Here is a 23,213-nt window from a genome sequence, read left to right as displayed (position 1 = left end):
TAATATACAATAATTAGAGAACTTTCACAATGTTATAAAGAAATAGAAAGATTATGCTACGAGGTAAAAAGTATGGAAAGTAAATTAATTTTATCAATAGAATCAAGCTGTGATGAAACTTCAGCAGCTGTAGTAAGAAATGGTAGAGAAGTACTATCAAATATTATTGCTTCACAAATTGAAACACATAAAAAATACGGCGGAGTAGTACCTGAGGTAGCTTCTAGAATGCATATAGAAGTTATTAATGGAGTAGTAATAGAAGCTTTAGAAAAGGCAAATGTAAAGCTAGATGATATAGATGCAATAGGAGTTACTTATGGGCCAGGATTAGTTGGAGCACTGTTAGTTGGTTTACAATATGCTAAAGGACTTTCATATTCACTAAAAAAGCCTTTAGTTGGAGTAAATCATATAGAAGGACATATATGTGCAAATTACATAGAGCATAAGGATTTAAAACCACCTTTTGTATCTTTAGTAGTATCAGGTGGTCATACATTCATAGTTCACGTTAAAAATTACGGAGAATACGATGTTATAGGACAGACAAGAGATGATGCAGCTGGTGAGGCTTACGATAAGGTTGCTAGAGCATTGGGACTTGGATATCCAGGTGGACCTAAAATAGATAAGCTTGCAAAAGAAGGAAATGAAAATGCTATTGAATTTCCAAAGGCAAGTTTCCATGATGACACATTAGATTTTTCATTTAGTGGAGTTAAGTCAGCTGTTTTAAATTACTTAAATAAGTGTAAGATGCAAAATGTAGAAATAAATAAGGCTGATGTTGCAGCATCCTTCCAAAAAGCTGTCATAGATGTATTAAAGCAAAATGTATTAAAAACTTGTAGGAAAAAGAATGTTAATAAAATAGCCATAGCAGGAGGCGTAGCTTCGAATTCCGCATTGAGAGAGGCTTTAATAAAAGCAGCTTCAAAGGAAGGAATAGAAGTGTTGTTCCCATCACAAATTTTATGCACAGATAATGCAGCAATGATTGGAAGTGCAGCTTATTTTAATTTCATAAAAGGATTAAAAGCACCTTTAAATATAAATGCTAAACCAAACTTAAAATTATAGTTTGTAAGGGGGATGGGCAAAGTGAAACTTTTACCACATTCAAATGGGGTTCATAAAGTAAATATGAAGAAGGAATTAAAGCCAAAGGACTTAGCCAAAAATATAATTTTAGGGATAATAATTATTTTAGTAATTGGCTTTATATATCAAAGAGTAAGTAATTTCATAGCTAAAGAAACATTAAAGCAAAGAGTTGATTATGCAAGAGTAGAAGATAAAAGATTAGATTATAAAATGGATGGGGAAGGAAAATACACAATAGTTTTTGACGGAAATATAGGAGCTAATTTAAATCAATGGAGTGAAATAACAGATAAATTAGTTTCAGAGTATGATGATTCTGTAGTATTTACATATAATAGAAGGGGATATGGATTTAGTGATAGCGGAGCCCTTAGAACACCAAAAGAACAAGCTGAAGATTTAAGGACATTGTTAAGAAAATCTGCTGCACCTGCTCCTTATATTTTAGTGGGGGAAGAATATGGTAGCTTAGTACTAACAGAATTTGCAAAGGCTTATCCTGATTTAGTAGCTGGAGTAGTTTTAGTTAATCCATTGATTGAAGATGTTATTAATACAGATAAATTTAAGAGAAGCCTATTTTTTGATAGAATAAGAACCTCTGTAGAAAGCTTTGGAGCAGAAGTGGGACTTACCACCTTACTTGATAAATTAAATTTAAGTCGAAATACTGATGAATTTGAAAATATGCTTGAGGAAAGAGAACTTGAGGAATTTAAAGTACACAGAACTAAGTCTAGCTATAATAAGGCTGTTAATAATGAATATAAGAACATAACCTCAGGAAATAATACTAGCCAAGAAGCAGGTGTTTTTAGTGGAAAGCCATATTATTTAATAGCTAAGCCAGGGCAAGAAGTTTTAGCAAATTTAGGAGATGAAGATTTAACAAAGGTTTATAATGTTAATTATGATAATAATATTATAGCAATGTACGAGCCTGATACAGTGATAACAGGAATAAGACAAGTTATAAAACAAGCAAATGAAATAGAGAGACTTCAAAAGAAAAATAAAGCAAGTTAAAATTCTTATATAATTGTCATATAATTGTAACAAAGAAAGGTTATATTAATAATTGTAATAAGGAATTATTAATATTTTAGGAGGCTTTCAAAATGAATGAAGATAATATATATGACGTAGAAAATTATGAAAATGTTAATAGTGGTGCTCAAGAGGAAATTAAGGAAGACTTTATTGAAGAAGATAAAGCTTTTGAAAAAGAATCTTATGTGCACCCAATAAATGATATATCAAATAAACCTAAGAAGAAGAGGGGAAAAGGAACTTTTAAGGTAATAGCATTGGCTTTAATAGCAGGATTGATTGGCGGTGCTATTGGTAGTGGAAGTGTATATTACTTAACTAAGAACAATTATCAAAATGGAAATAAAGTTATAACACCTAATCCCCAAACCTTTAGTTCTGATTCAGAAGGGTTAACAGCAAGTGAGGCTTTTGAAAAAGTTGCACCTGCTGTAGTCATAGTTTCAGTTAGTGGTGTAGTTGATTATAGTGGAATTATACCTAAGGAAACATCAGGAATAGGATCTGGATTTATAATAAATGAGGAAGGATATATATTAACTAACTATCACGTTATAGAAGGGGCTAAAGAAGTAGTAGTAACATTATCTGATGGTAGAGATGTAAGTGCAAGAGTGGTTAACTATGATCAAGCAAGAGATGTAGCAATGTTAAAAATTACTGATGATAGTATTAAAGTACCAGCAGTAGTTGAACTTGGAGATTCAGATGCTTTAAAACCAGGTGAACAGGTTGTAGCTATCGGTAGTCCTTTATCAAAGGAGTTTAATCAAACTGTAACTAGTGGAATTGTAAGTGCGGTAAATAGAACAGTTCAAACAAGTTCAGGTCAGCAAGTTAATTTAATACAAACAGATGCAGCTATAAATCCAGGAAACAGTGGTGGTCCTTTAGTTAATACAAAGGGAGAAGTAGTTGGTATCAACAACATGAAGATATCTTCTGATTCTGTTGAGGGAATAGGTTTCTCTATTCCAATAAATGAGGTTAAAGATAGAATAGAGTCTTTATCTAAACCAATATTAAATTTAGGTATTTCAATAAGAGAAATTAATTCTGACCTTGCAAAGCAACTGAAATTAGAAGAAGGTTTATATATAGTTGAAGTTACAGAATTTTCACCTGCAGAGAAAGCAGGCTTAAAGGGTGGAGATTTAATAGTTAAATTCGATGGTAAGAGAATTAAAACCTTTGAAGAATTAAAGGAAATTAGAGACACTAAAGAAGAAGGGGATATAGTTAGTGTTGAAGTTATAAGAAATGGAGAAAATAAAACTTTTAATGTTCAATTAGAAGCAAAACAATAATATAAATATTTAGACTAGTTTCTACATGAAGCTAGTCTTTTTTTATAAAAATCTAATTTACAAATCACATTTTAATATTTACAGAATAGACTATATTATAAATAAACTTATATTTAAAAACTTAGGAGGAAAAGTTATGAGCGGAAGATTAACCTCATGCGAATTAAAGACAGGATGCAATGAACAAATAGAAGCAATAGTTAGATTACCAGAGGAAAAGAGATCAGTTATATTTGGAACAGTTTTAGACTGTAATAGAATGCCTGTAGCAGATGCAGTAGTAAAATTATTACAAGTAGTTGATGGATGTAGATATCCATATCCTCTAACTCACACTTTTACAGATTGTCATGGACAATTCCTATTAGGACCATTATGTCCAAATACAAAATATATGTTGAAAATTTACAAAGATAATATAGTTATCAGATATGCAGAATTAGAAACTTCTTCATATAATGGTAAATGTATAGGAAAACCAGATAATAACTGTGATAACAAACCAGGAGATCATGGATCAGGTTGCTGTAATTGTTAATTATTAAAATTAAGACAAAAAGGCTCCTTTAATAAGGGGCTTTTTTGTTATGTGTAAATTTGATAAAATTAAATTAGTTTAATTTAGGAGTAGTAATATATGGAAAAGATAATGTTATATATAGTTGGAATTTTTTTTATAATAGGAATAATAGATTATATTTTTGGTGGAAAATTAAAGTTAAGCAAAGGAGTAGAAGGTGGAATTCAAAGTATGGGTTCATTGGCTTTATCAATGATAGGAATACTTTCTATAACACCAATAATTTCGGATGCTTTAACTAAGTACATAATTCCTTTACTTAGCAAAAGTTTTATAGAGCCAAGCATAATTTCATCATCATTAATAGCTGTAGATATGGGAGGCTATAAAATAGCGGAAGCAATAGGAAGAGGTAATTCAGAAATATACTTTTCAGGTATTTTAATTTCTTCTATTCTTGGGTGTACTATAAGTTTTACTTTGCCATTAGCATTAGGAATAATTAAAGAGGAAAGCATAGATATTTTGTGCAAAGGAGTACTTTGTGGAATAGTTACAGTACCTATTGGATTATTTATAGGTGGAATTTTATTAAAAATGTCAATAATAAATATATTTATTAGTCTTTTACCTATATTAGTTATTTCAGCATTAATAATCATAGGTCTATATAAGATGCCTAGTAAGATGATAATTTACTTCAAGGCTTTAGCAAAATTTATATTTATAATAGGCTTAATTGGACTAGGGCTTCAAGGAATTAAATCAATAACAGGAATAGAATTAGTTAATAATCTATTGCCATTAGAGGAAGCTTTAACTATAGTTGGGAAAATAGCTATATTCCTAGCTGGGGCAAATGTAATGTTAGAAGTAATAAAGTTAATATTTAAAAATAATATAAAAAGGTTAGAAAAGAAATTGGGTATTAACTCTGCGTCTGTTACAGCATTAATTGGGAGTTTAGCATCAGCTGTTATAGTATTTACTGACTTTGATAAGCTAGATGATAGGGGAAAGATGATATGCTCGGCTTTTTCAGTAGCTGGAGCTTATGTATTTGGTGGACAGTTAGGTTATGTAGCTACTGAAGCAAAAGAAATAGTTTTAATTTATATATTAGTAAAACTTATATGTGGATTTTTAGCAATTGTTTTAGCAATAAAAATAACACAAGGTCATATTGAGTAATGAGAAATATATATTTGGGATAAAAAGCGGTAAAATTCATTTTAAAATAGTAAAAAGTTGGACTGTTGTTAGCAGCCCAACTTTTTATTAATTAGCTAATGTAAAGTCACTATTAGACAATTGGAATATTGATCTTATACCATCAGTTATATATACTTTATTATCTTTTGTTACAAATATAGCATCTATACCGTCTATAGAGTTTACGAATTTCATTCCCTCTTCTACACCCATAGCAAATACTGAAGTAGATAGTGCATCTCCGTCAGCAGAGGTATCACTTACTATAGTTATACCTGCAATTTCATTCTCATAAGGATATCCTGTTTTAGGACTTAAAATATGATGATATTTAACACCATCTTTTTCAATGTATCTTTCGTATATACCTGAAGTTACCACAGATTTATTACTAGTTGTAAGGGTACCAACAATAGCACCACGATCAGAGAATGGATTTTGTATTCCTATCTTCCAATCATCTCCATTTACCTTTTTACCATGAGTAAATACATTTCCACCTAAGTTTATTATGGCGCTTTTAACTCCTTCTTCAGTTAAAATATTTGAAATTACATCAGCGGTATAACCTTTAGCAATACCACCTAAGTCAATCATCATTCCAGGTCTTTTCAAGAAAATAGTTTTGTCATTTTCATTAAGTTCAATATCCTTATATCCTATGAATGGAAGTTTTTCATTTATTTCCTCTTGTGTAGGAACTTTTGCTTCAGGAAGTCCAATGTTCCAAAGTTTTACTATAGGTCCTACAGAAATATCAAATAATCCATGAGATAAATTTGAATATTCTATTCCTTTCTTTACTATAGCGTATGTATCCTCATCTACTTTAACAGGTTTTACACCTGCTTCTGCATTGACTTCATCTACTAAAGTTCCGTTCTCATTTATACTTAGAGTTTTCTCTAAATCCTTAACCTTATCAAAAACTTTATCTAAAATTTTTTCATCATTACTATCATAAAGAGTTACAGTTACTACAGTTCCCATTAAAACTTCACTTTTCGACAGAGGTTCTTTTACTTTGTTATCTTTTGAACAACCAGCCAAAATTCCAAGAGAAAAAATTAACAAAATACAAAAAGCTAGGTTTTTTATAAATTTTTTTGTCATAAAGCGCCTCCTATTTACATCTTTAATAATATTATAAGTAAAAAAATAAAAAATAACAAAAGACTTCAGGTAAAATCCTAAAGTCTTTAAAAAAATAAAATTATTTAGCTTCTGCTAAAGCCTTTTCTGCTAAAGTTTTGAAGCTTTCAGAAGTGTGAGTAGCACCAGTTACAGCATCAACTGCAGCAACATCTTGCTTTTCAACTAAAGCTTTTTCTAATGCTGGGAAAGCTTCTTCTGGGTTGCTTCCGCTTTTTTCTTTCATCATAGCATTGTAATCAGCATCAGCTAATTTACTTCCTTTATCGTTAGCTTCGTCATATTTAACTTTAGCTATTTTGCCATCTTTAACTTCTATTTCTATAGAAGAAACATATCCTCTTTCATCAGCTTCAGATTTTTGAGTGTATGTTCCGTCTTTTAATCCTGCCTCTTTAGCTTCTTCTTTATTACCACATCCTACAAATACAGTAGTAGCTAAAGCAGCAACTGCTAATAAGCTTATAACTCTTCTTGATTTCATAAAAAAATCCCCCTTAAACTTATTTTTAATAATATTGAATTGTTTTCAATTACTAGTTCATTATACACAAAATAAAATGCTTTTGATATTCAACTTTCTTATATGCCATAAGGAAATGCTAATGACGTTAAAGAATAAACAAACCTTAATAAATGAGACTATATAAGGATTTTAAGATAAAAAATATGAAAAATACATAGAATTAATTGTTAAAAAAACCACAAAAAAATAATTGCGATAATATAGACATATTAAGAAATAGTGTATAGAATTAAATATGCTATTTTAGAATTTTTAATGAAGGGAAGGGTGCAACATGTCAAAAAATAAGATACTTGTTCTTGGAGCTGGATATGGTGGTGTTCACGCTGCTAAGAAATTAGCGAAAAAATATAAGAAAAATAATGATGTGGAAATAACTTTAATTGATAAAAATCCATATCACACTTTAATGACAGAGTTACATGAAGTCGCAGGGGGAAGAGTTCACCCTGAATCAGTTCAAGTAGAACTATGCAAAATTTTTGGAAAAACAAAAGTTAATGTTGTTACAGATTTAATAGAAAAGGTTGATACAGATAATAAGGTTGTTAAAACTACTCATGGAGAATTTTCATATGATTATCTTATAGTTGGAACTGGTAGTGAACCAGCTTTCTTTGGAGTTCCTGGAGTAAAGGAAAATGGATTTACTCTTTGGTCATTTGAAGATGCTATGAAGATAAGACATCACATCGAGGATATGTTTGCTAAGGCAAGCTTAGAAAGAGATGAAAATAAGAGAAGAGAAATGCTTACTTTTATAGTAGCAGGTTCAGGATTTACAGGTATAGAAATGGCTGGGGAACTTCTTGAATGGAAGACTAGACTAGCTAGAGAGTACAATGTAGATGAATCAGAAGTTACTTTAAAAGTTGTTGAAGCTATGGGAACTATCTTAAACATGTTAGATAGAAAGCAAGCAGATAAAGCTGAAAAGTACATGGTTAAGCATGGTATGGAAATATTAAAGAACTCTCCAATAGTTGAAGTTACTGAAAACCAAGTAATTTTAAAGAGTGGACAAAAGATAAACACTAGAACATTAATTTGGACTTGCGGTATTCAAGGAAATCAAGAAGCTAAAGAATATGGTTTAGAAACAGCTAGAGCAGGAAGATTACAAACTAATGAATTTATGCAAGCTGTAGGTAAAAAAGATGTATTCGTAGTTGGAGATATGGCTTACTTTGAAGAAGAACCAGGAAAAGGTACTCCTCAAATAGTTGAAGCAGCAGAACAAACAGCAAATACTGCAGTTAAAAACATAATTGCTTCAATAGAAAATAAAGAAATGGAAAAGTTCAAGAGCAGCTACCATGGATTTATGGTTTCAATTGGTGGAAGATATTGTGTTGCTAACTTAATGGGTGTGAAATTATCAGGATTTATTGCAATGATGATGAAACATTTAGTTAATATGTACTACTTATGGGGTGTAAATAATATTAATGCTATATATAATTATTTACAACATGAGTTCTTTACAATGGAAGATAGAAGATCAGTAATGAGAGGTCATTTATCATCAAAGGCTAACAGATTATGGTTAGTTCCATTAAGATTATATATTGGTTCATTATGGTTAATTGAAGGTATAAAGAAGTTACTTGGGGAATCTACATGGGAATCTATGTGGAATGCAGGTAGTATTAAAGGATTCTTTGATAAGATTACTATTGGTGCCGACAGCTGGACTAAAGCTGGTAATGTAAAAATGCCATTTACTTGGTTACAAGATGCAACATCTGGTGCTTCAGCATCAACAGGAGAAGTTGCAACTGAGTGGGCAACACCAATACTTAAGGAAGTTCCAGGTTGGTACGCTTCAATAATGCAATTTATGATGCCAAATCCAGAAGTTGCAGTTTGGTTCCAAAGAATAGTTGTGTTAATGGAAATAGGAATGGGTCTATGCTTAATAGCTGGATTATTTACATTTATATTTAGTGCAGTTTCAGCTGGTATGGTAGTTAACTTCATCTTATGTGCTATGGCTGGTTGGGACATACTTTGGTATTTCTTTGGTTCAATAGCATTAATGGGTGGAGCTGGTAGAACATTTGGTTTAGATTATTATATTATGCCATGGATTACAAAGTTAGCAGATAATTTCTGGCATGGAAAGAAAACACCAGTATATAAGAATGCACAATAATAGGTGAAATATTTTTAAAATACATGTATAATAAACTTTATAGGGCTGCCTTTACGGCAGCCTAATTAAGAATTGATAATTGAAGATGGAGAATTATTTAAGTAATTTATTAAAGTAACTTAATATAATTTAATATTGAAAACTCCTAAGGGAGTTTTTTCGTTAATTTTTCATTTAAATTATAAATTTTATGTAGTAGGATAAAACTATAAAGTTGAAGTATGTATATTCATCTAATATTTGTAATGGAGATTATTATTATGTTTAAAAAGTTAGATTTTGTTATTATTGCCGTATTAATGTTATTATCCTTTTTGCCTGAAATAATATTAGGAGCATCTGTTGGAAAAGGATATAAAAATACTTATGCAGAAATAACAGTGGCAGGGAAGTTATATAAAACAGTGCCTTTATCAGCCCATGTGGGTGAAGAAATTATAGAAGTAAAGACAAAGTTGGGGACTAATATTATTAAAGTAAAAGATAATAAAATAGGTATAATAGAAGCTGATTGCCCAGATAAGGTTTGTATGAATCCAGAGTATATTGAGAAGGCAGGACAAAGCTTAGTATGTCTTCCACATAAGGTTATGATAGAAATTAAGGGTAAAGCAGAAGATGATATTATTCTATCGTATTAAGGAGAAATTATGAAAAAGACTAGTAGAATAGTATATATAGGTTTATTAGTAGCTCAAGCACTAGTTTTACATATAGTTGAGCGATCAATTCCTGTCCCATTTATAACACCTGGAGCTAAATTAGGATTAGCAAATTTAATTACTGTAATTGCTTTATACACATTAGATAGTAAAAGGGATGCTTTTTTAGTATTATTTTTAAGACTTACATTAGGAACTATGTTTGGTGGTAATTTATCATCCTTCATGTACAGTGCAGCAGGAGGAATACTAAGCTTTATGTCTATGAGTATAGTAAAAGATTTATTTAAGGATAAGGTTAGCATAATTGGAGTAAGTTCTGCAGGTGCAATATTTCATAATATAGGACAATTAATAATTGCTTCATTAATAGTAAAGAATATAGGTGTGATGTTATACCTACCTATATTATCAACTATTGGTATAGGTACAGGTATATTTATAGGAATTACGGCTAATTATGCTGTAAAACATTTAAGAAAACTTCCAATGTTTAAAATATAAATATCTATGCTATATATAAAATAAATGTATGATTTTTAAAAACACTAAGAAGGTGGATTATAATGGACAAGATTTGGAACAATTATCCTGAATTGAAACAAGAGCTTACTGATGTTTTAGATTTAATGAAAAGAAATGTTAAGTGTAAAGATAAAAAAATAGAAAATTCAATAATAGAGTTAATTGAATCAGGTGGTAAGCTATTAAGACCTGCTTTTGTTTTAATAGGAGCAAAGTTTGGTGATAATGATATAAAGAAATCAATTCCTACTGCAGCAGTAATAGAAATGCTGCATATGGCAACTTTGGTTCATGATGATGTTATAGATGATTCTAAGCTTAGAAGAGGTCAAGAAACTATACAATCTAAATATGGAAAGGATTATGCTGTATACATAGGCGACTATCTTTTCTGTGTATGCTTTAAGTTACTTGCGACTAATTCTTCCTTACAATCAATAAAGGTTGATTCAAGAGCAATGTCAAAGATATGTATGGGAGAAGTTAATCAATTAAATTCTAGATTTTCTATGAAATTTTCTGTTAAGGATTATTTAAGTAGAATATCTGGAAAAACAGCAGAACTATTTTCAATATCATTATACTTAGGTGCTGCTGAATGTAATGCAGATTCTAAGATTTCAAAGGAGCTTGGAAATATAGGACATAACTTAGGAATGGCCTTTCAAATAATAGATGATATATTAGATTATGAAGGTAACGACAAGAGCATAAAAAAGTCTGCTGCAAATGACCTAAAGCAAGGAATATACACTCTTCCTTTAATTTATGCTTATAGAAATAATAAATCAGCATTTAATGATATATTAGGTAAAGATTATTACTCTGAAGAAGATGTACATGAAATAATAAATCTAGTTAAGGAAAATAAAGGAATAGAATTAGCTAAGGAATTAGCAGAAAAGTATATGAAAAAATGCTTTAGGGGAATTGATAAACTTCCTGATAATGAATATAAATATGTTTTAAAAGAAATAGCTCAGTGGCTATTAAAGAGGACATACTAAAAGGTTACTTAATTTAAGTAACCTTTTAGTATGTTTTTTAATGTTTTAACAAATTCAGAGTTAGTTTTATAAAAAGAATCTAAATAACATATATATAGAGGAAGAGAAATTGATAAGCCCTCTATATTAATAATTTTAATATTTGATAACGAATGATAATTATAGTAAATACTAGCTGGTATAAAAGTAGCAGCTTTACTAGAGGAAACTCCCTTTAAAGCAGAAAAATAAGAATTTGTACTATACAATATATTAGCATTATTTAAAGTTTGATTATTACAATTTAATTGATCACATATAGTATTTCTTAAACAACTCTTATTTGAAGTAAATATTAATGGTAACTCAAATATTTGCTCTTTTTTTATACTGTTAATAGGGAAGCTTTTATCAGCAACTAATATAATTTTATCATTACCTATTAATTTTGAAACTACTCCAGAAATATTTTCTGGTTTATTATAACATATGAAAATATCACACAAATTATTTATTAAGCTTAGCTTAGAACAACAATCTATGTTTTTAAGGCTAATTGTATGGGAAGTAAATTGTTTTTTTAACTTAGAAATAGCCATAGGTAAAATAGTTAGACCTATGGATTCTACTGACTCAATTGATATATATTTTTTCTTGTTTATTGAATTTAATAGTTCTTCTTGCATTTTATTATAGGAGTTTAATATTGATTCAGTGTATTTAAATAATATTTCTCCTTCTGGAGTTAAGGTTACTCCTTTATTGGTTCTATTAAATAATTTTACATTAAGCTTATTCTCTAGCTTAGCAATTTGTTGACTTAGTGCAGATTGTGATATATGCGAATTTTTTGCAACAGTTGAAATACTTTTAGAATTAGCAACTTGGAAAAAATAATTTAAACTATCTATATGCATAACAATCTCCTATTCAATAATTTATATATTTAATTATTATAGTATAATAATTTATAAAAAGCAAAGAATTTAATTTTATGCAGATAATAAAATAATAGTGTATAATTTATATGAAGCTAGGATGTGATATTGTGGTAATAAAAAGAAAAAGGATACTGTTATTTTTAGCAGTTTTTATAATTGTATTTTTTATTGTTTTATTTTTAAGTAAATCTAATAGTAGATATCTAAAAGGAGATATAGTAGTATGGACAGAAGAAAGATACTATTCTTATTTTGTTAATATTGCTAAAGAGTTTAAAGAAAGTAATAAGAAAGTTAATATAAAGGTATTAAAAATAGATAAGAATGAATATGTAAATAAATTATTGACAACAGATAAAAAAGATTTACCTAATGTAGTACAATTAAACTTTGTTGAAATTGAAAGGCTTAAAAATAGAATTGATTTATTAGAAGAAAATAAAAATATAATAGAAACATATAAGAAGAATTTTAGTAGTAGTAGGATTAAAGAAGTAGAAGATGACGGTAAATACTATGGAGTTCCTTTTGAATCGAAACCAATAGCATTATATGTAAGAGAAGATATTTTGAATAAGTATGGATATGAAATTGAAGATATAAATATATGGAGCCAATTAATTAATATAGGGAATGATATAAAAAATAAATCATCTGATGAAATAAATTTATTTTCAAATAAGGATAAAATGAATATTAGTATTCTAATGCTATCACAATTAGTAGATAAGGAAACATATAGTAAAGATAAAATTATAAATGAAATTAATAATATATACAAAGAAGATTATGTAACTGAAGATGACAATTATTTATTTAGAATAGCATCATTAGACTTTTATGATGAAATAGTAAAGGGGAGTATTAAAGGAAGGTGGGAGTGTAAAAATCCACCAAATTTTAGTATAGGTGAAAATAGATTATATGACTTAGGAGGGAAAAATTTAGTGGCTTTAAATGTGGAGAAAAATAAAGAAGCTATTAAAGAGTTTATAGCATACTCTGCAACTAATAAAGAGCTATTATCTAGAGAACTTTTAGAGTATGAATTCTTTCCAAGTTCACTTTACTCATTAAAGGTTAAGTATGAAGAAAATAAAGAAAATATAGAGGGAACAAGCCCCTTCTTAACATTAATGAATATTGTAGAAAGGGCACCTAGTATAAGAAACTTTGATGTTCTTAAAGAAATGCTACTTGAAATTTATGGTGATTAATTATTAAATAGTTTTTCATAGGCCTCAAGTGTTTTCATGGCAGTATTATTCCATGAAAACTGGAGGCTCCTTTCATATCCTTTTTTAGATAACTCTCTTTTAAGTTCATCATTATTTAGTAAATTTATCAAAGAGATTTCTAATTGAGATTTATTAAAAGGATCAATTAGAATTGCTGCATCACCTGTAACTTCAGGAATAGACGTAATATTGGAAGTAATAACAGGCGTTTTGCAACTCATGGCTTCCAAAGGAGGAAGTCCAAAACCTTCATAAAGAGAAGGATATACAAAAGCTTCAGCTCCATTATACAGAGTTGGAAGAAGCTCATCTTCAATAAATCCTGTAAATATAATATTATCTTTTGAGTCTAGACATTGAGAAAATTCAAGAAGTTTTTTACCTTCATCTTTAAGGGAACCAACTAAAAGTAAAACATGTGGTTCTTTTAAGTCCTTATAAATTTTATCAAAGGATAAAACAAGATCTTTAGCATTTTTTCTTGAACTAAATCCACCTATGTATAGGATATAAGGTTTATTAAAATTAAACTTTTCTCTTGTGAATCTTTTACATTTCTCCTTATCTAAAGGTTTAAAATTAGCATTAGCAGCTAATGGTGTAACAAAAACTTTTTCTTCAGGTATGTGATTAAAAAATTTTAAAATATCTCTTTTAGAATATTCAGATACTGTTAGTATCCCTTTTGATTTATCAATAATAGAAGGCATGTTCCTTAGAAATCTTTCTAGGTATCCTCTGCCAGTAGTTTCTGGTAAAACATAAGGAATTAAATCGTGGATTGTAACTATACAGTTTGTAGTATAGTTATCGCAAAAGCCAATTCCGTTTTGAGGAATATGATGAATATCTATATTATTATTTCTTAAAAATGTTGGAAAGTAATAATTTTCATAAAAGCCACCATGTTTTCTTGATGTAAATACAATTTTACAATTGTCTTTTTTATAATTTTCATAGTTTTTTCCTGTCCAAAAAAGTGAATAATTATTTTTTTTATCTATATTAAGAAGTTCTTTAACTAGGTTTTCAGTATAAGTACCTATGCCTGTTCCGTTATATAAATTAATTCCCCTAGCATCTATAGATATGTTCATAGCAATCCTCCTAAAATTATCCTATATACTATAGATATTAATAAGCATTTAATTCTATGATTATAAACACAATAAAATAAAGCTTATCATATAATAGCATAGAATAAATCTTAAGGAGAAACCTATGGAAATTTCATATATAAAAAATGAAATTCAGGATAAGTATTTATTAAAAATAGAAACTATTGAAAAGGTAAAAAATAGCTATAAGATAAAAACTAATGAAGGGGATTATGGTATTAAAGTAATTAAATATCAATATCCTCATTTTTATTTTATTTTTTCAGCAATGAATCATTTGAATAGAAGAGGGTTTAAAAAAATACCAGAAATAATTAACACAAGAGATAATTCAGGATATATAAATCTTGGAGGCAATTATGCATATTTGAATAAATGGATTAATTCAAGAGGCTGTAATTATAAAAATTTAGATGAGCTAAAATTAGCAACAGAAGCTTTAGGTGAACTACACAATAAAAGTGAAGGATTTTCTTTAAGTACAAATATGAGACCAAGGATAGGTTGGTTTTCTTGGATAAAGGTTTTTGAAACTAGGTGTGAAGAAATATTAGACTTTAAAAAGAGAATAAATCAAAAAGCTTATAAAACAGAATTTGATGAAATTTATTTAAATAACATAGAAGAAGAACTAGAAAGAGGAAAAATAGCTATAGATGAATTGAAAAGAAATAGATATATGGAATTTATGAATAAAGAAGTTATGAAAAGAGGGTTTTGCCACCATGATTATGCATACCATAATGTGCTCATAAATGAAAATAATGAAATAAATATTATTGATTTTGACTATTGTATTTTAGATACACATATTCACGATTTAGCTTCCTTATTAATTAGGTCTATGAAAGATGGAGGATGGAGTAAAGATAAAGCATATTTCATATTAAACTCTTACGCTGGGGTTCATAGTTTGTATTTCGAAGAGGTAAAGCTTATGAAAGGATTTATTAGATTTCCTCAAGGATTTTGGCAAATTGGTCTTCAAAATTATTGGGAACAACAACCTTGGGGAGAAGAGTTTTTAGTTAATAAGCTAAATAAGTACTTAAGAGATAGAAAAAATAGAGATGAATTTTTAATGGACTTTATTTGATAAGGAGGCAGAAGATGCAAAAAGTAGATTTGAGTTATTATTTGAAAAATAAGGACATTTATATATTAAATAAAAAAATACCTAAGGAAAAAAATGAAGATGATAATAATATATTTAAACAAATAGATTATATAGTATCTTTTCATAGTAAGATGGGACATTATAAAGAAAATTTATTTCCTAGAATAGGTGGATCTATTGGAAAGGAAATAAATAATTATTATTCTCAGATAATATTGGTAAATAAATATTTAAATGAGCTTCAATATAAGGAAAGGTTAAACTCTATAGATTTTTATTTGATTAATAGGGGTGAGACTTTAGTCAAATGCGGAAGAAAAGTTTTAGAACATGTACACTTGAATAATTTTAGAGGACTTATTGAAAGAAGTATGAAAAATTATGAAGTTTGCTTAAGTCGTGTGGATGAGGGGAATTTAAAGGTTGAGGAAGATGGGAAAATAGTAATTGGGACTATAAAGTATTTAACTTATAATTTAAGGGAGCACGATGTATATTCGTATATAAAGAAAATAAAAAGGAGAGAAACAGGTTTAAGGATAGATGAGATTATAAATTATTATATTGAAATTACTAATTTAAAAGAAGATAGCAGGGAGTATTTAAGGGGATTAGCTTCTTATCCTAATGAAGAATTTAGGATATTAGAAAAATATGTTCAAGGAAAACTTCAAGAAGAAGATAAGACTATACTAGAGAACTTACATTTAGCTAGAAAGATAGATGATAATGGAATAATTATTTAATGGGGGTAAGTATGAATAAATTTAGATATGTTGATAATGATATATTATGTAAATATGATTTGAGTGAAGAGTTTTTTAGTAGATTAGATTTTGAAATTGAAGATATAATACCTTTAAGAAAAGTTTTTGTATTGTTAACTAGTGATGGAAAAAAGATTTTAAAACTTACTGATTCTTCTGAAGAAAGGATAAAATTTATAAACGAGGCTTTAAAGTACACTTCATTAAAATATAATGAGTTGCTTAGTTATTATGAAGACAAAAATGGAAATATAATTTATAAATCTAATAAAAATAATTATGTTATATTAAATATGATAGATGGGAGAGAGGCTGCATTTAGTAATCCTGTAGAAATAGAAATGTGTACTAGAGCTATGGCTAATATGCATATAGCTTCTAAGGGAGTATTTAATACTTTACAAACAGAAGTTGTTAAAGGAAATCTAGGAGAATATTTACCTTATGAGTTTAATAAGGTGAAGGAGGAGCTTATTAGTATAAAGGAATATGTATTAAGATTTAGACATAAAGTAGAGTTTGATAGATTATTTTTAGAAAATGTTGATAATTATATTAATGAAATCCAGAAGGCTGTAGATTTATTAGCTATTTGTAATTATAATACTTTATTAGAAGATTTTAATAAAAGAGTATTATGTCATAATGATTTAGCACACCATAATTTTATAGTAGATGGAGATAAGATAAAAATCATTGACTTTGATTATTGCAAGATAGATACTAGAGCGGTAGATATATCGAACTTTGCTTTGAAGGTAATGAAGAATAATTGTTATGATATGAATACTTTTAAACTTATAGTAAAAACTTATAATTCCTTAGATGATTTGTCTAAGGATGAGATTAAACTAATTTATGCAATTTTAAGTTTTCCAAGAGATTTTACTACTATTACTAGAGATTATTATTATAAACAAAAGAAATGGGAGTATGAAGTGTTTTTAAATAGATTAAAAGATAAAATAAAAAATGAATTATATAGAGAAGACTTTATAAAAAAATTTATATTAGAACTAAGTGAATATTTTTATTAATAACTTAAAGGGCATCAATAGTTTATATAAAGATGCCCTTTAAATATATACTTAATTTTTAATAATTTCTTTATATGCATGGATTGTAGATTTAGCAGTAACATTCCATGAATATTTAGAGCTTTGAATAAGTCCCTTTTCTATCATATTTCTTCTTAAAGAATTATTTTTCAAAACTATCTCTATAGATTTTTTTAACTCATCAATATCATAAGGATTAATTAATAAAGCAGACTCATAACATACTTCAGGAAGGGAAGTTACATTAGAAGCTATAACAGGAGTACCACAAGCCATTGCTTCTAGTGGAGGGAGCCCGAAGCCTTCATAGAAGGAAGGGTAAGCCAATAGTTTTGAAGCGTTATAAAAAATAGGCAATTTCTCTAGAGGTATAAAATCTGTAAAAATCACATCATTCTCAATATGAAGTTCTATAGCTCTTTTTTTATAAAGATCATATGAGATTCCCTTTTTGCCTGTTATAACTAATTTAAGATTTTTCTTTATATCATTAGGTAGGAGAGAGAAGGCTTCAATTAAGCCTATAATATTTTTCCTAGGACTAAAACCTCCTACATAAAGTATGAAATCTCCTTTTATATTATATTCTTTTTCTAATATTTTTTTGCATTGACACTTATCTAAAGGCCTATATATATCCTCAGCAGCAAGATGTGTTACAAAAATCTTATTTTTAGGAAAATTAAATTCTTTTGCTATATCTTGCTTTGAAAATTCAGAAACTGTCAATATCCCATCACAATTATTAATAATTTTAGGTAGCTCATTATTGAAAATATACAAATAACGATCACTAACTGTTTCTGGCATTCTCAATGGGATTATATCATGCAAAGTAATAGCTTTGTGACAATTAATATTAGTATATAGGCCAACTCCATTTTGGGGAACATGGTAAAGATCTATATTATTATCATCTAAGATATTTGGTACTCTAACTTCATCCCAAAAGTTTGTTGAAGCTGTAGCCCTAACTAACTCAATATCGAAATTATCACTTAAATCTAGAGCTGAATTTTCAGGCAAAAAAACTAAGTAATCATTAATATTATCAACTTTATTAATACTATTAATAAGTTGATAAGTATATGTTCCTATCCCAGTTCCTCTATACCATTTAGCAGCTCTACCGTCTATGCCTATCTTCATGATTTAATCCTTTCTCATTGTTTTTAATTTATTATATTAAACTTAGGAATAAAATGTTAATAAAAGAATAAATATAGTCATATAAATATAAAGGGGGTGAGGATTATGATGAGAGAATTTGAAATAGAAAGACAGTTTGATATCAAAATTGAAGTTTTAAAAGCTAATAAAGGAGTATATTATTTAAAAACAAATAAGGGTGAAAAGTGCTTAAAGAAAATTAATTATGGACCTCAAAAGTTATTATTTGTTTATGGTGCTAAGGAACATTTAATAAAAAATGGCTTTAACACTGTTGATAAATATCATTTGAACATAGACGGGGAACCCTATGCCCTAGTAAATGAGGATCTTTACACTTTATCTGAATGGATAGATGGTAGAGAGTGCGATTTTCATAACATAGAAGAGGTGAAATTAGCAGCTAGGACTCTAGCTATGCTACATGAAGCATCTAAGGGATATGATCCTCCTGAAAATTCTAAGCTAAAGAGTGATTTAGGAAGATGGACTAATCTTATGAATAAGAGGCTTAAGTCATTAGATAAAATGAGGGATATGGTAAGAAAGAAAAATAATAAGAATGATTTTGATTTATTATATATAAAGTCAATGGAATTTTATAAAGAAATAGGCAAAAAAGCTTTGAAAACATTAGAGGAATCTGAGTATGAAAATTTATGTGAAATAGCACAAAATGAAAAGAGTTTTTGCCACCATGATTTTACTTATCATAATATAATTTTAGATGAAAATAATAACTGCAATGTAATAGACTTTGATTATTGTAAGAGAGAAGTTAGAACTTATGATATATCAAATTTTATGACAAAGGTACTAAAAAGAGTTGATTGGGATGTTAATTTTGCTAATGCTATTATTGAGTCTTATAATGAAGTTTCGCCTTTATTAGAAAGTGAATATAAAGTACTATATGCTTATTTGCAATTTCCTCAAAGATATTGGAGACTTGCCAATAGATATTATTACAATGAGGTAAATTGGGGACAAAACACCTTTGGTAGTAAACTAGAATCGATTATTAGTGAAAAAGATTCTATGCTAAAATTCTTAGATGAATTTAAGAATAAATATAATTTAAATTAAAAAAGTGCTTATTGCACTTTTTTTAATGTATTTGAAGTTATATGATAATAATTTTTTATGTACAAATAGGGAGAATTCGACATAAGATATTGTAGAACAATAACTAAGAGGTAAAAGGATGAAAGTAGGGGATTTAGTAGTTAGAAAATCTTACGATAAAGATATAACCTTTAAAATTATAGATATAAAGGAAGATGAAGAGGGAAGTCCAATTTATATTTTAAAAGGAATAAGTATAAGAATAATAGCTGATTCTAGGTCAGAAGATTTAGAAATGGTAGAGGATGAGGAAGCAGGAACAAAAGAAAAGATATTAAATAAGAGGGTTGAGGAGGCTATAAAGAAAGCTGTATCTATGAGAGGCGATATTGATGCTATAAAGGCTTTAAATAATTTGTATAGAGGTAATAAAACTTCAAAGTCTCAGCAAAATAAGGAATTGATATTTGGCAGACCTGGAAAAATACTTCATATAGATGGGGATAGTGAATATTTAGAGACTTGTCTAAAGGTATATAAACAATTGTCCTTGGATGCAGTAGGTAGAGCTGTTCCTGAGAAAAAACAACCAGAAATTATAGTTGATTTAGTAAAGGAAATTAAGCCAGATATAGTGGTATTAACTGGTCATGATAGTGTTTTGAAAACTACAGATGATTACTTAAATCTAGAGAACTATAGAAATTCTAAATATTATATAGATGCTGTTAAAGCTTTGAGAAATTATAATGCCAGTTATGATGAGTTAGTAATATTTGCTGGTGCTTGTCAAAGTTGTTATGAATGTATGTTGGATGCTGGAGCGAATTTTGCTAGTTCTCCTAATAGAGTTTTAATCCACTGTTTAGACCCTGTTTTAGTTTGTGAAAAAATAGCTTATACAAGAATTGATAAGGTCGTATCAATTACAGAGGTTATAGATAACACTATAACTGGTATAAAGGGCATAGGAGGATTACAGACTAGAGGAAAGTATAGAGAAGGATATCCTAGATCGCCATATATTTAAAACTTAATTAAGTAAAATAAAGTGTATAAAAAAATACAAATAAGGAATAATAGTAAATGTATAAAAGAGTAATAAAATAGGAAAAAGTTAACATTGACAATTCTTTTATAAGGTGGTAAAATTATAATTTTTACTTGACAATATGTGGGTTTGGGTGTATAATTATAATCAAGAAAGAAGGTGTTTATGTGGAAAGTATAAAGACTATCGCGGCTATAAAGAGAAATATAGAAGACCATATAGGAGAAAAAGTAACTTTAAAGGCAAACGGTGGAAGAAAAAAGATCCTAATAAACAACGGAGTAATAGAAAGTGCACATCCAAGCATTTTTGTAGTAAGATTAGATAATGACATTCCTAGGACAGTAACATACAGCTATTCAGATGTGTTGACGAAGACAGTACAATTATATTTTGCTTTATAGAGATTAGAGCTCAAAGAACAGAGCTCTAATTTTTTTTTTGCTTTTTTTATAAATAAAAAAAAGAAAGATGGTGGGTTTCCATCTTTCAACTATGGTATAAAAGGGTATTGAGAATTTATGAGAGGTTATATGGTCAATAACCATACTTATAATACGACATATTTTAATTAGTGTCAACATATTTTTTGAAAAAAATTAGAGAAAAAATAAAAAAATATAAATTTTTATAAATAATTCGACATAAAATTAGTTTAATTACCTTTTTATACAAAATCAATTAAATAAAATGTTGAAATTTGCTAATTTTCTTTTTGAAACAAAGAAGTAATTTTTGAATAAATATATATAGTTAGAAATATATTTATTAATAGGTATCGTATGGGAGGGGTTATATGTCACAAATAGATGTAATAAGAGAAAGTATTCGCTATGAGCAATTACTAAGGGAGGGCTTAACTAATCAACCTTTAAAAGGAGAGCATTTATTAAGAGATTCACAGTATCCTGATATGAAAGAAGTATTAGGAGTAGATGCTAAAGCTACTATAACTAACAAAGAGATAGTTGGAGATAAGGTTATGGTAGAAGGGAATTTAGATTATATAGTTTTCTATGTATCTAAGGAAGAAGCTATTATGGATGCACCAACTAATAAAATACATGCAGTTGTTTTTAATGATAAGTTCTCAAACTATGTAGATCTTAATAATGATGAACATAATACAGTATGCAATGTTGAGTGCGAAATAGAACATATTGAAGCAAATTGGATGAATGAAAGAAAGGTTGGAATTGATGGCTTATTAACTTTAAGATGGGAAATCTATAAAAATGGAGAGTTTGAATACGTAAAGGATATCGAGGGAAAAGAAGATATCCAAACTAAGAAAGAAGATGAGACTTTAAATGGAGTTAAGGGAGAAAAGGATATAGATTTAATGGGTAAATCTATGTTGAAAGCTACCATGGATAAACCGGAAATAGATGAAATACTAAAATGTAATATGAATCTTCATAAAAAAGAAGTTAAGGTAGTAGAAGGAAAGGTTTATGTAGGTTGTTATTGTAAGGTTTCAATTCTTTATAAGGGGAAAGATAATAAAGAACTTGAGACATTAGAGGATGATGTGTATTTATCTAAAGAAGAAGAGATGCCAGGTATAACTAGTGATATGCTTAGTACATTAGATTTGGTGGTAGCTGAAGAGCAACATGCAGTTAATTCAGATGATGTAGGAGAGAATAGAGTAGTAAATATTGAATTTGTAGTAAAAGGAAGCATTAAGGTTTATTCCAATGAAAAAGTTGAGATATTAAAGGATGCATATTCTCCAACTATGAATATTGAAATAGAAAATGGTAAAAAAGAATTTACACTAATTCATTCTATTGTAAACTCTGAAGTTACTACAAGAGAAATTTTTGATATTGAAAATAAAGAAGATAGAGTAGAAAAAATAGTAGCATCTACAGGTCAACCTCTTATAAAAGATAAGGTTGTTGAAGATGAAAGAGTAAAAGTGGAAGGTACTATAAATGTTTGTATAATTTACAAAGTAGCTGGAGAAGAATTGAACTATGGTATATTAACTGGTAATATTCCTTTTAATAGTATCATAGACGTTAGAGGTTTAAAAAAGGACATGAATGTTGTAGTTAAACCTTACTTAGAAAATATGGATACTAATATTGAAGGTAATGCAATTTCTGTAAAAGCTACTGTTGGTCTTGGTATAAAATCTTACTATAAGGTTAATAAAGATTTTATTAAGGATGTTGTAGAAGGTGCAGAAGGAACGAAAGAAAAGAAGGCATCAGTAATTATATATGTAGTAGGGGATGGAGAAACTCTTTGGGATTTAGCAAAAAAATATAATACTACTGTTGCTGAATTAGAAAGATTAAATGATATTAATGAAGATCAACAAATTAAGGCTGGTTGTAAACTGATTATTCCGGGAAGAGCATTATTTTAAATATAATATTAAATCATAAATTTAGAAAAGGTTGTTATGCAATTAAAATGTTAAGGACATTGCATAATAGCCTTTTCTAATTTTATTTTTGTTTTTAGTGAGGCTA

Annotated in this window: 22 protein-coding genes; 17 read left to right on the top strand and 5 right to left on the bottom strand. The window is 28.4% G+C overall.

Translation table 11 applies throughout. The features are described from left to right. Positions 1-72 precede the first annotated feature (72 nt). The 5 genes from tsaD to eutH all read left to right on the top strand — a co-directional run bounded on the left by tsaD (position 73) and on the right by eutH (position 5,175). Entirely contained in the window at positions 73-1,083 is a 1,011-nt protein-coding gene (gene tsaD / locus BN6774_RS16975; RefSeq protein WP_066895931.1) for a tRNA (adenosine(37)-N6)-threonylcarbamoyltransferase complex transferase subunit TsaD, read from the top strand. A 21-nt stretch (positions 1,084-1,104) separates the two neighbouring features. Continuing rightward, a complete protein-coding gene (locus tag BN6774_RS16970; RefSeq protein WP_066895928.1) occupies positions 1,105-2,133 on the top strand; it encodes an alpha/beta fold hydrolase in 1,029 nt (342 codons plus the stop codon). Positions 2,134-2,225: 92 nt separating this feature from the next. After that, entirely contained in the window at positions 2,226-3,464 is a 1,239-nt protein-coding gene (locus BN6774_RS16965) for a S1C family serine protease (RefSeq protein WP_084767088.1), read from the top strand. Positions 3,465-3,600: 136 nt separating this feature from the next. Further along, positions 3,601-4,002 (top strand): hypothetical protein, encoded by a 402-nt coding sequence (locus tag BN6774_RS16960; RefSeq protein WP_066895925.1) that lies wholly within the window; start codon positions 3,601-3,603, stop codon positions 4,000-4,002. A gap of 99 nt (positions 4,003-4,101) precedes the next feature. Continuing rightward, positions 4,102-5,175: an ethanolamine utilization protein EutH gene (eutH, locus tag BN6774_RS16955; protein ID WP_066895923.1), complete on the top strand. Its 1,074-nt coding sequence runs from the start codon at positions 4,102-4,104 to the stop codon at positions 5,173-5,175. A gap of 87 nt (positions 5,176-5,262) precedes the next feature. Here the strand turns inward: eutH and BN6774_RS16950 are convergent, their stop codons facing one another. After that, positions 5,263-6,309, bottom strand: coding sequence for an FAD:protein FMN transferase (locus tag BN6774_RS16950; protein ID WP_066895920.1), 1,047 nt, complete (start codon positions 6,307-6,309; stop codon positions 5,263-5,265). A gap of 100 nt (positions 6,310-6,409) precedes the next feature. Next, entirely contained in the window at positions 6,410-6,832 is a 423-nt protein-coding gene (locus tag BN6774_RS16945) for an FMN-binding protein (protein ID WP_066895917.1), read from the bottom strand. 316 nt (positions 6,833-7,148) lie between these two features. Between BN6774_RS16945 and BN6774_RS16940 the strand changes: the two genes are divergently transcribed. The 4 genes from BN6774_RS16940 to BN6774_RS16925 all read left to right on the top strand — a co-directional run bounded on the left by BN6774_RS16940 (position 7,149) and on the right by BN6774_RS16925 (position 11,223). Continuing rightward, positions 7,149-9,029, top strand: a complete 1,881-nt coding sequence (locus tag BN6774_RS16940) for an FAD-dependent oxidoreductase (protein WP_066895914.1) — start codon at positions 7,149-7,151, stop codon at positions 9,027-9,029. 260 nt (positions 9,030-9,289) lie between these two features. Next, positions 9,290-9,670, top strand: a complete 381-nt coding sequence (locus tag BN6774_RS16935) for a NusG domain II-containing protein (RefSeq protein WP_066895910.1) — start codon at positions 9,290-9,292, stop codon at positions 9,668-9,670. Positions 9,671-9,679: 9 nt separating this feature from the next. Then, positions 9,680-10,195: a Gx transporter family protein gene (locus BN6774_RS16930; RefSeq protein ID WP_066895900.1), complete on the top strand. Its 516-nt coding sequence runs from the start codon at positions 9,680-9,682 to the stop codon at positions 10,193-10,195. Positions 10,196-10,257: 62 nt separating this feature from the next. Further along, positions 10,258-11,223 (top strand): polyprenyl synthetase family protein, encoded by a 966-nt coding sequence (locus BN6774_RS16925; RefSeq protein WP_066895898.1) that lies wholly within the window; start codon positions 10,258-10,260, stop codon positions 11,221-11,223. A gap of 8 nt (positions 11,224-11,231) precedes the next feature. Here BN6774_RS16925 and BN6774_RS16920 read toward each other — a convergent pair whose 3' ends face one another. Then, positions 11,232-12,119 carry a LysR family transcriptional regulator gene (locus BN6774_RS16920; protein ID WP_066895894.1) on the bottom strand — a complete coding sequence of 296 codons (888 nt, stop codon included), beginning with the start codon at positions 12,117-12,119 and terminating at the stop codon, positions 11,232-11,234. 110 nt (positions 12,120-12,229) lie between these two features. Here BN6774_RS16920 and BN6774_RS16915 point away from each other — a divergent pair, with 110 nt between their 5' ends. Further along, on the top strand, positions 12,230-13,360 hold the full coding sequence (locus BN6774_RS16915; protein ID WP_235829631.1) for an ABC transporter substrate-binding protein: 1,131 nt from the start codon (positions 12,230-12,232) through the stop codon (positions 13,358-13,360). Here the strand turns inward: BN6774_RS16915 and BN6774_RS16910 are convergent. Beyond that, positions 13,357-14,478 (bottom strand): glycosyltransferase family 4 protein, encoded by a 1,122-nt coding sequence (locus tag BN6774_RS16910; RefSeq protein ID WP_066895888.1) that lies wholly within the window; start codon positions 14,476-14,478, stop codon positions 13,357-13,359. The two genes, BN6774_RS16915 and BN6774_RS16910, sit on opposite strands and share 4 nt — an antisense overlap. A gap of 124 nt (positions 14,479-14,602) precedes the next feature. On the opposite strand from BN6774_RS16910, the gene BN6774_RS16905 reads away from it, so the two are divergent. From BN6774_RS16905 to BN6774_RS16895, 3 genes are read left to right on the top strand one after another with little or no spacing between them, the layout of a single operon-like run. Further along, positions 14,603-15,595 (top strand): CotS family spore coat protein, encoded by a 993-nt coding sequence (locus BN6774_RS16905; protein WP_066895885.1) that lies wholly within the window; start codon positions 14,603-14,605, stop codon positions 15,593-15,595. 14 nt (positions 15,596-15,609) lie between these two features. Then, positions 15,610-16,362 carry a hypothetical protein gene (locus BN6774_RS16900; RefSeq protein ID WP_066895882.1) on the top strand — a complete coding sequence of 251 codons (753 nt, stop codon included), beginning with the start codon at positions 15,610-15,612 and terminating at the stop codon, positions 16,360-16,362. Between the two features lie 11 nt (positions 16,363-16,373). Further along, positions 16,374-17,420, top strand: coding sequence for a CotS family spore coat protein (locus BN6774_RS16895; RefSeq protein WP_066895879.1), 1,047 nt, complete (start codon positions 16,374-16,376; stop codon positions 17,418-17,420). Positions 17,421-17,471: 51 nt separating this feature from the next. Here BN6774_RS16895 and BN6774_RS16890 read toward each other — a convergent pair whose 3' ends face one another. Then, positions 17,472-18,590 (bottom strand): glycosyltransferase family 4 protein, encoded by a 1,119-nt coding sequence (locus BN6774_RS16890; RefSeq protein WP_066895877.1) that lies wholly within the window; start codon positions 18,588-18,590, stop codon positions 17,472-17,474. Between the two features lie 105 nt (positions 18,591-18,695). Here BN6774_RS16890 and BN6774_RS16885 point away from each other — a divergent pair, with 105 nt between their 5' ends. The 4 genes from BN6774_RS16885 to BN6774_RS16870 all read left to right on the top strand — a co-directional run bounded on the left by BN6774_RS16885 (position 18,696) and on the right by BN6774_RS16870 (position 23,107). Then, complete coding sequence (locus BN6774_RS16885; RefSeq protein ID WP_066895874.1) at positions 18,696-19,697, top strand: CotS family spore coat protein; 1,002 nt, start codon at positions 18,696-18,698, stop codon at positions 19,695-19,697. A 118-nt stretch (positions 19,698-19,815) separates the two neighbouring features. Next, the gene (gene yabG, locus BN6774_RS16880) at positions 19,816-20,706 is read left to right on the top strand and encodes a sporulation peptidase YabG (RefSeq protein ID WP_066895871.1); all 891 of its coding nucleotides are present in this window, start codon (positions 19,816-19,818) and stop codon (positions 20,704-20,706) included. A 188-nt stretch (positions 20,707-20,894) separates the two neighbouring features. After that, positions 20,895-21,131, top strand: coding sequence for a Veg family protein (locus BN6774_RS16875; RefSeq protein ID WP_066895867.1), 237 nt, complete (start codon positions 20,895-20,897; stop codon positions 21,129-21,131). A gap of 392 nt (positions 21,132-21,523) precedes the next feature. Then, on the top strand, positions 21,524-23,107 hold the full coding sequence (locus BN6774_RS16870) for an SPOCS domain-containing protein (RefSeq protein WP_066895865.1): 1,584 nt from the start codon (positions 21,524-21,526) through the stop codon (positions 23,105-23,107). Positions 23,108-23,213: the final 106 nt, after the last annotated feature.

The organism is Clostridium nigeriense, assembly GCF_900086595.1.
Classification (GTDB): domain Bacteria; phylum Bacillota; class Clostridia; order Clostridiales; family Clostridiaceae; genus Clostridium; species Clostridium nigeriense.
The sequence above is the reverse complement of the archived record's forward strand: the minus strand, read 5'-3'. Positions and strand labels throughout refer to the sequence as shown.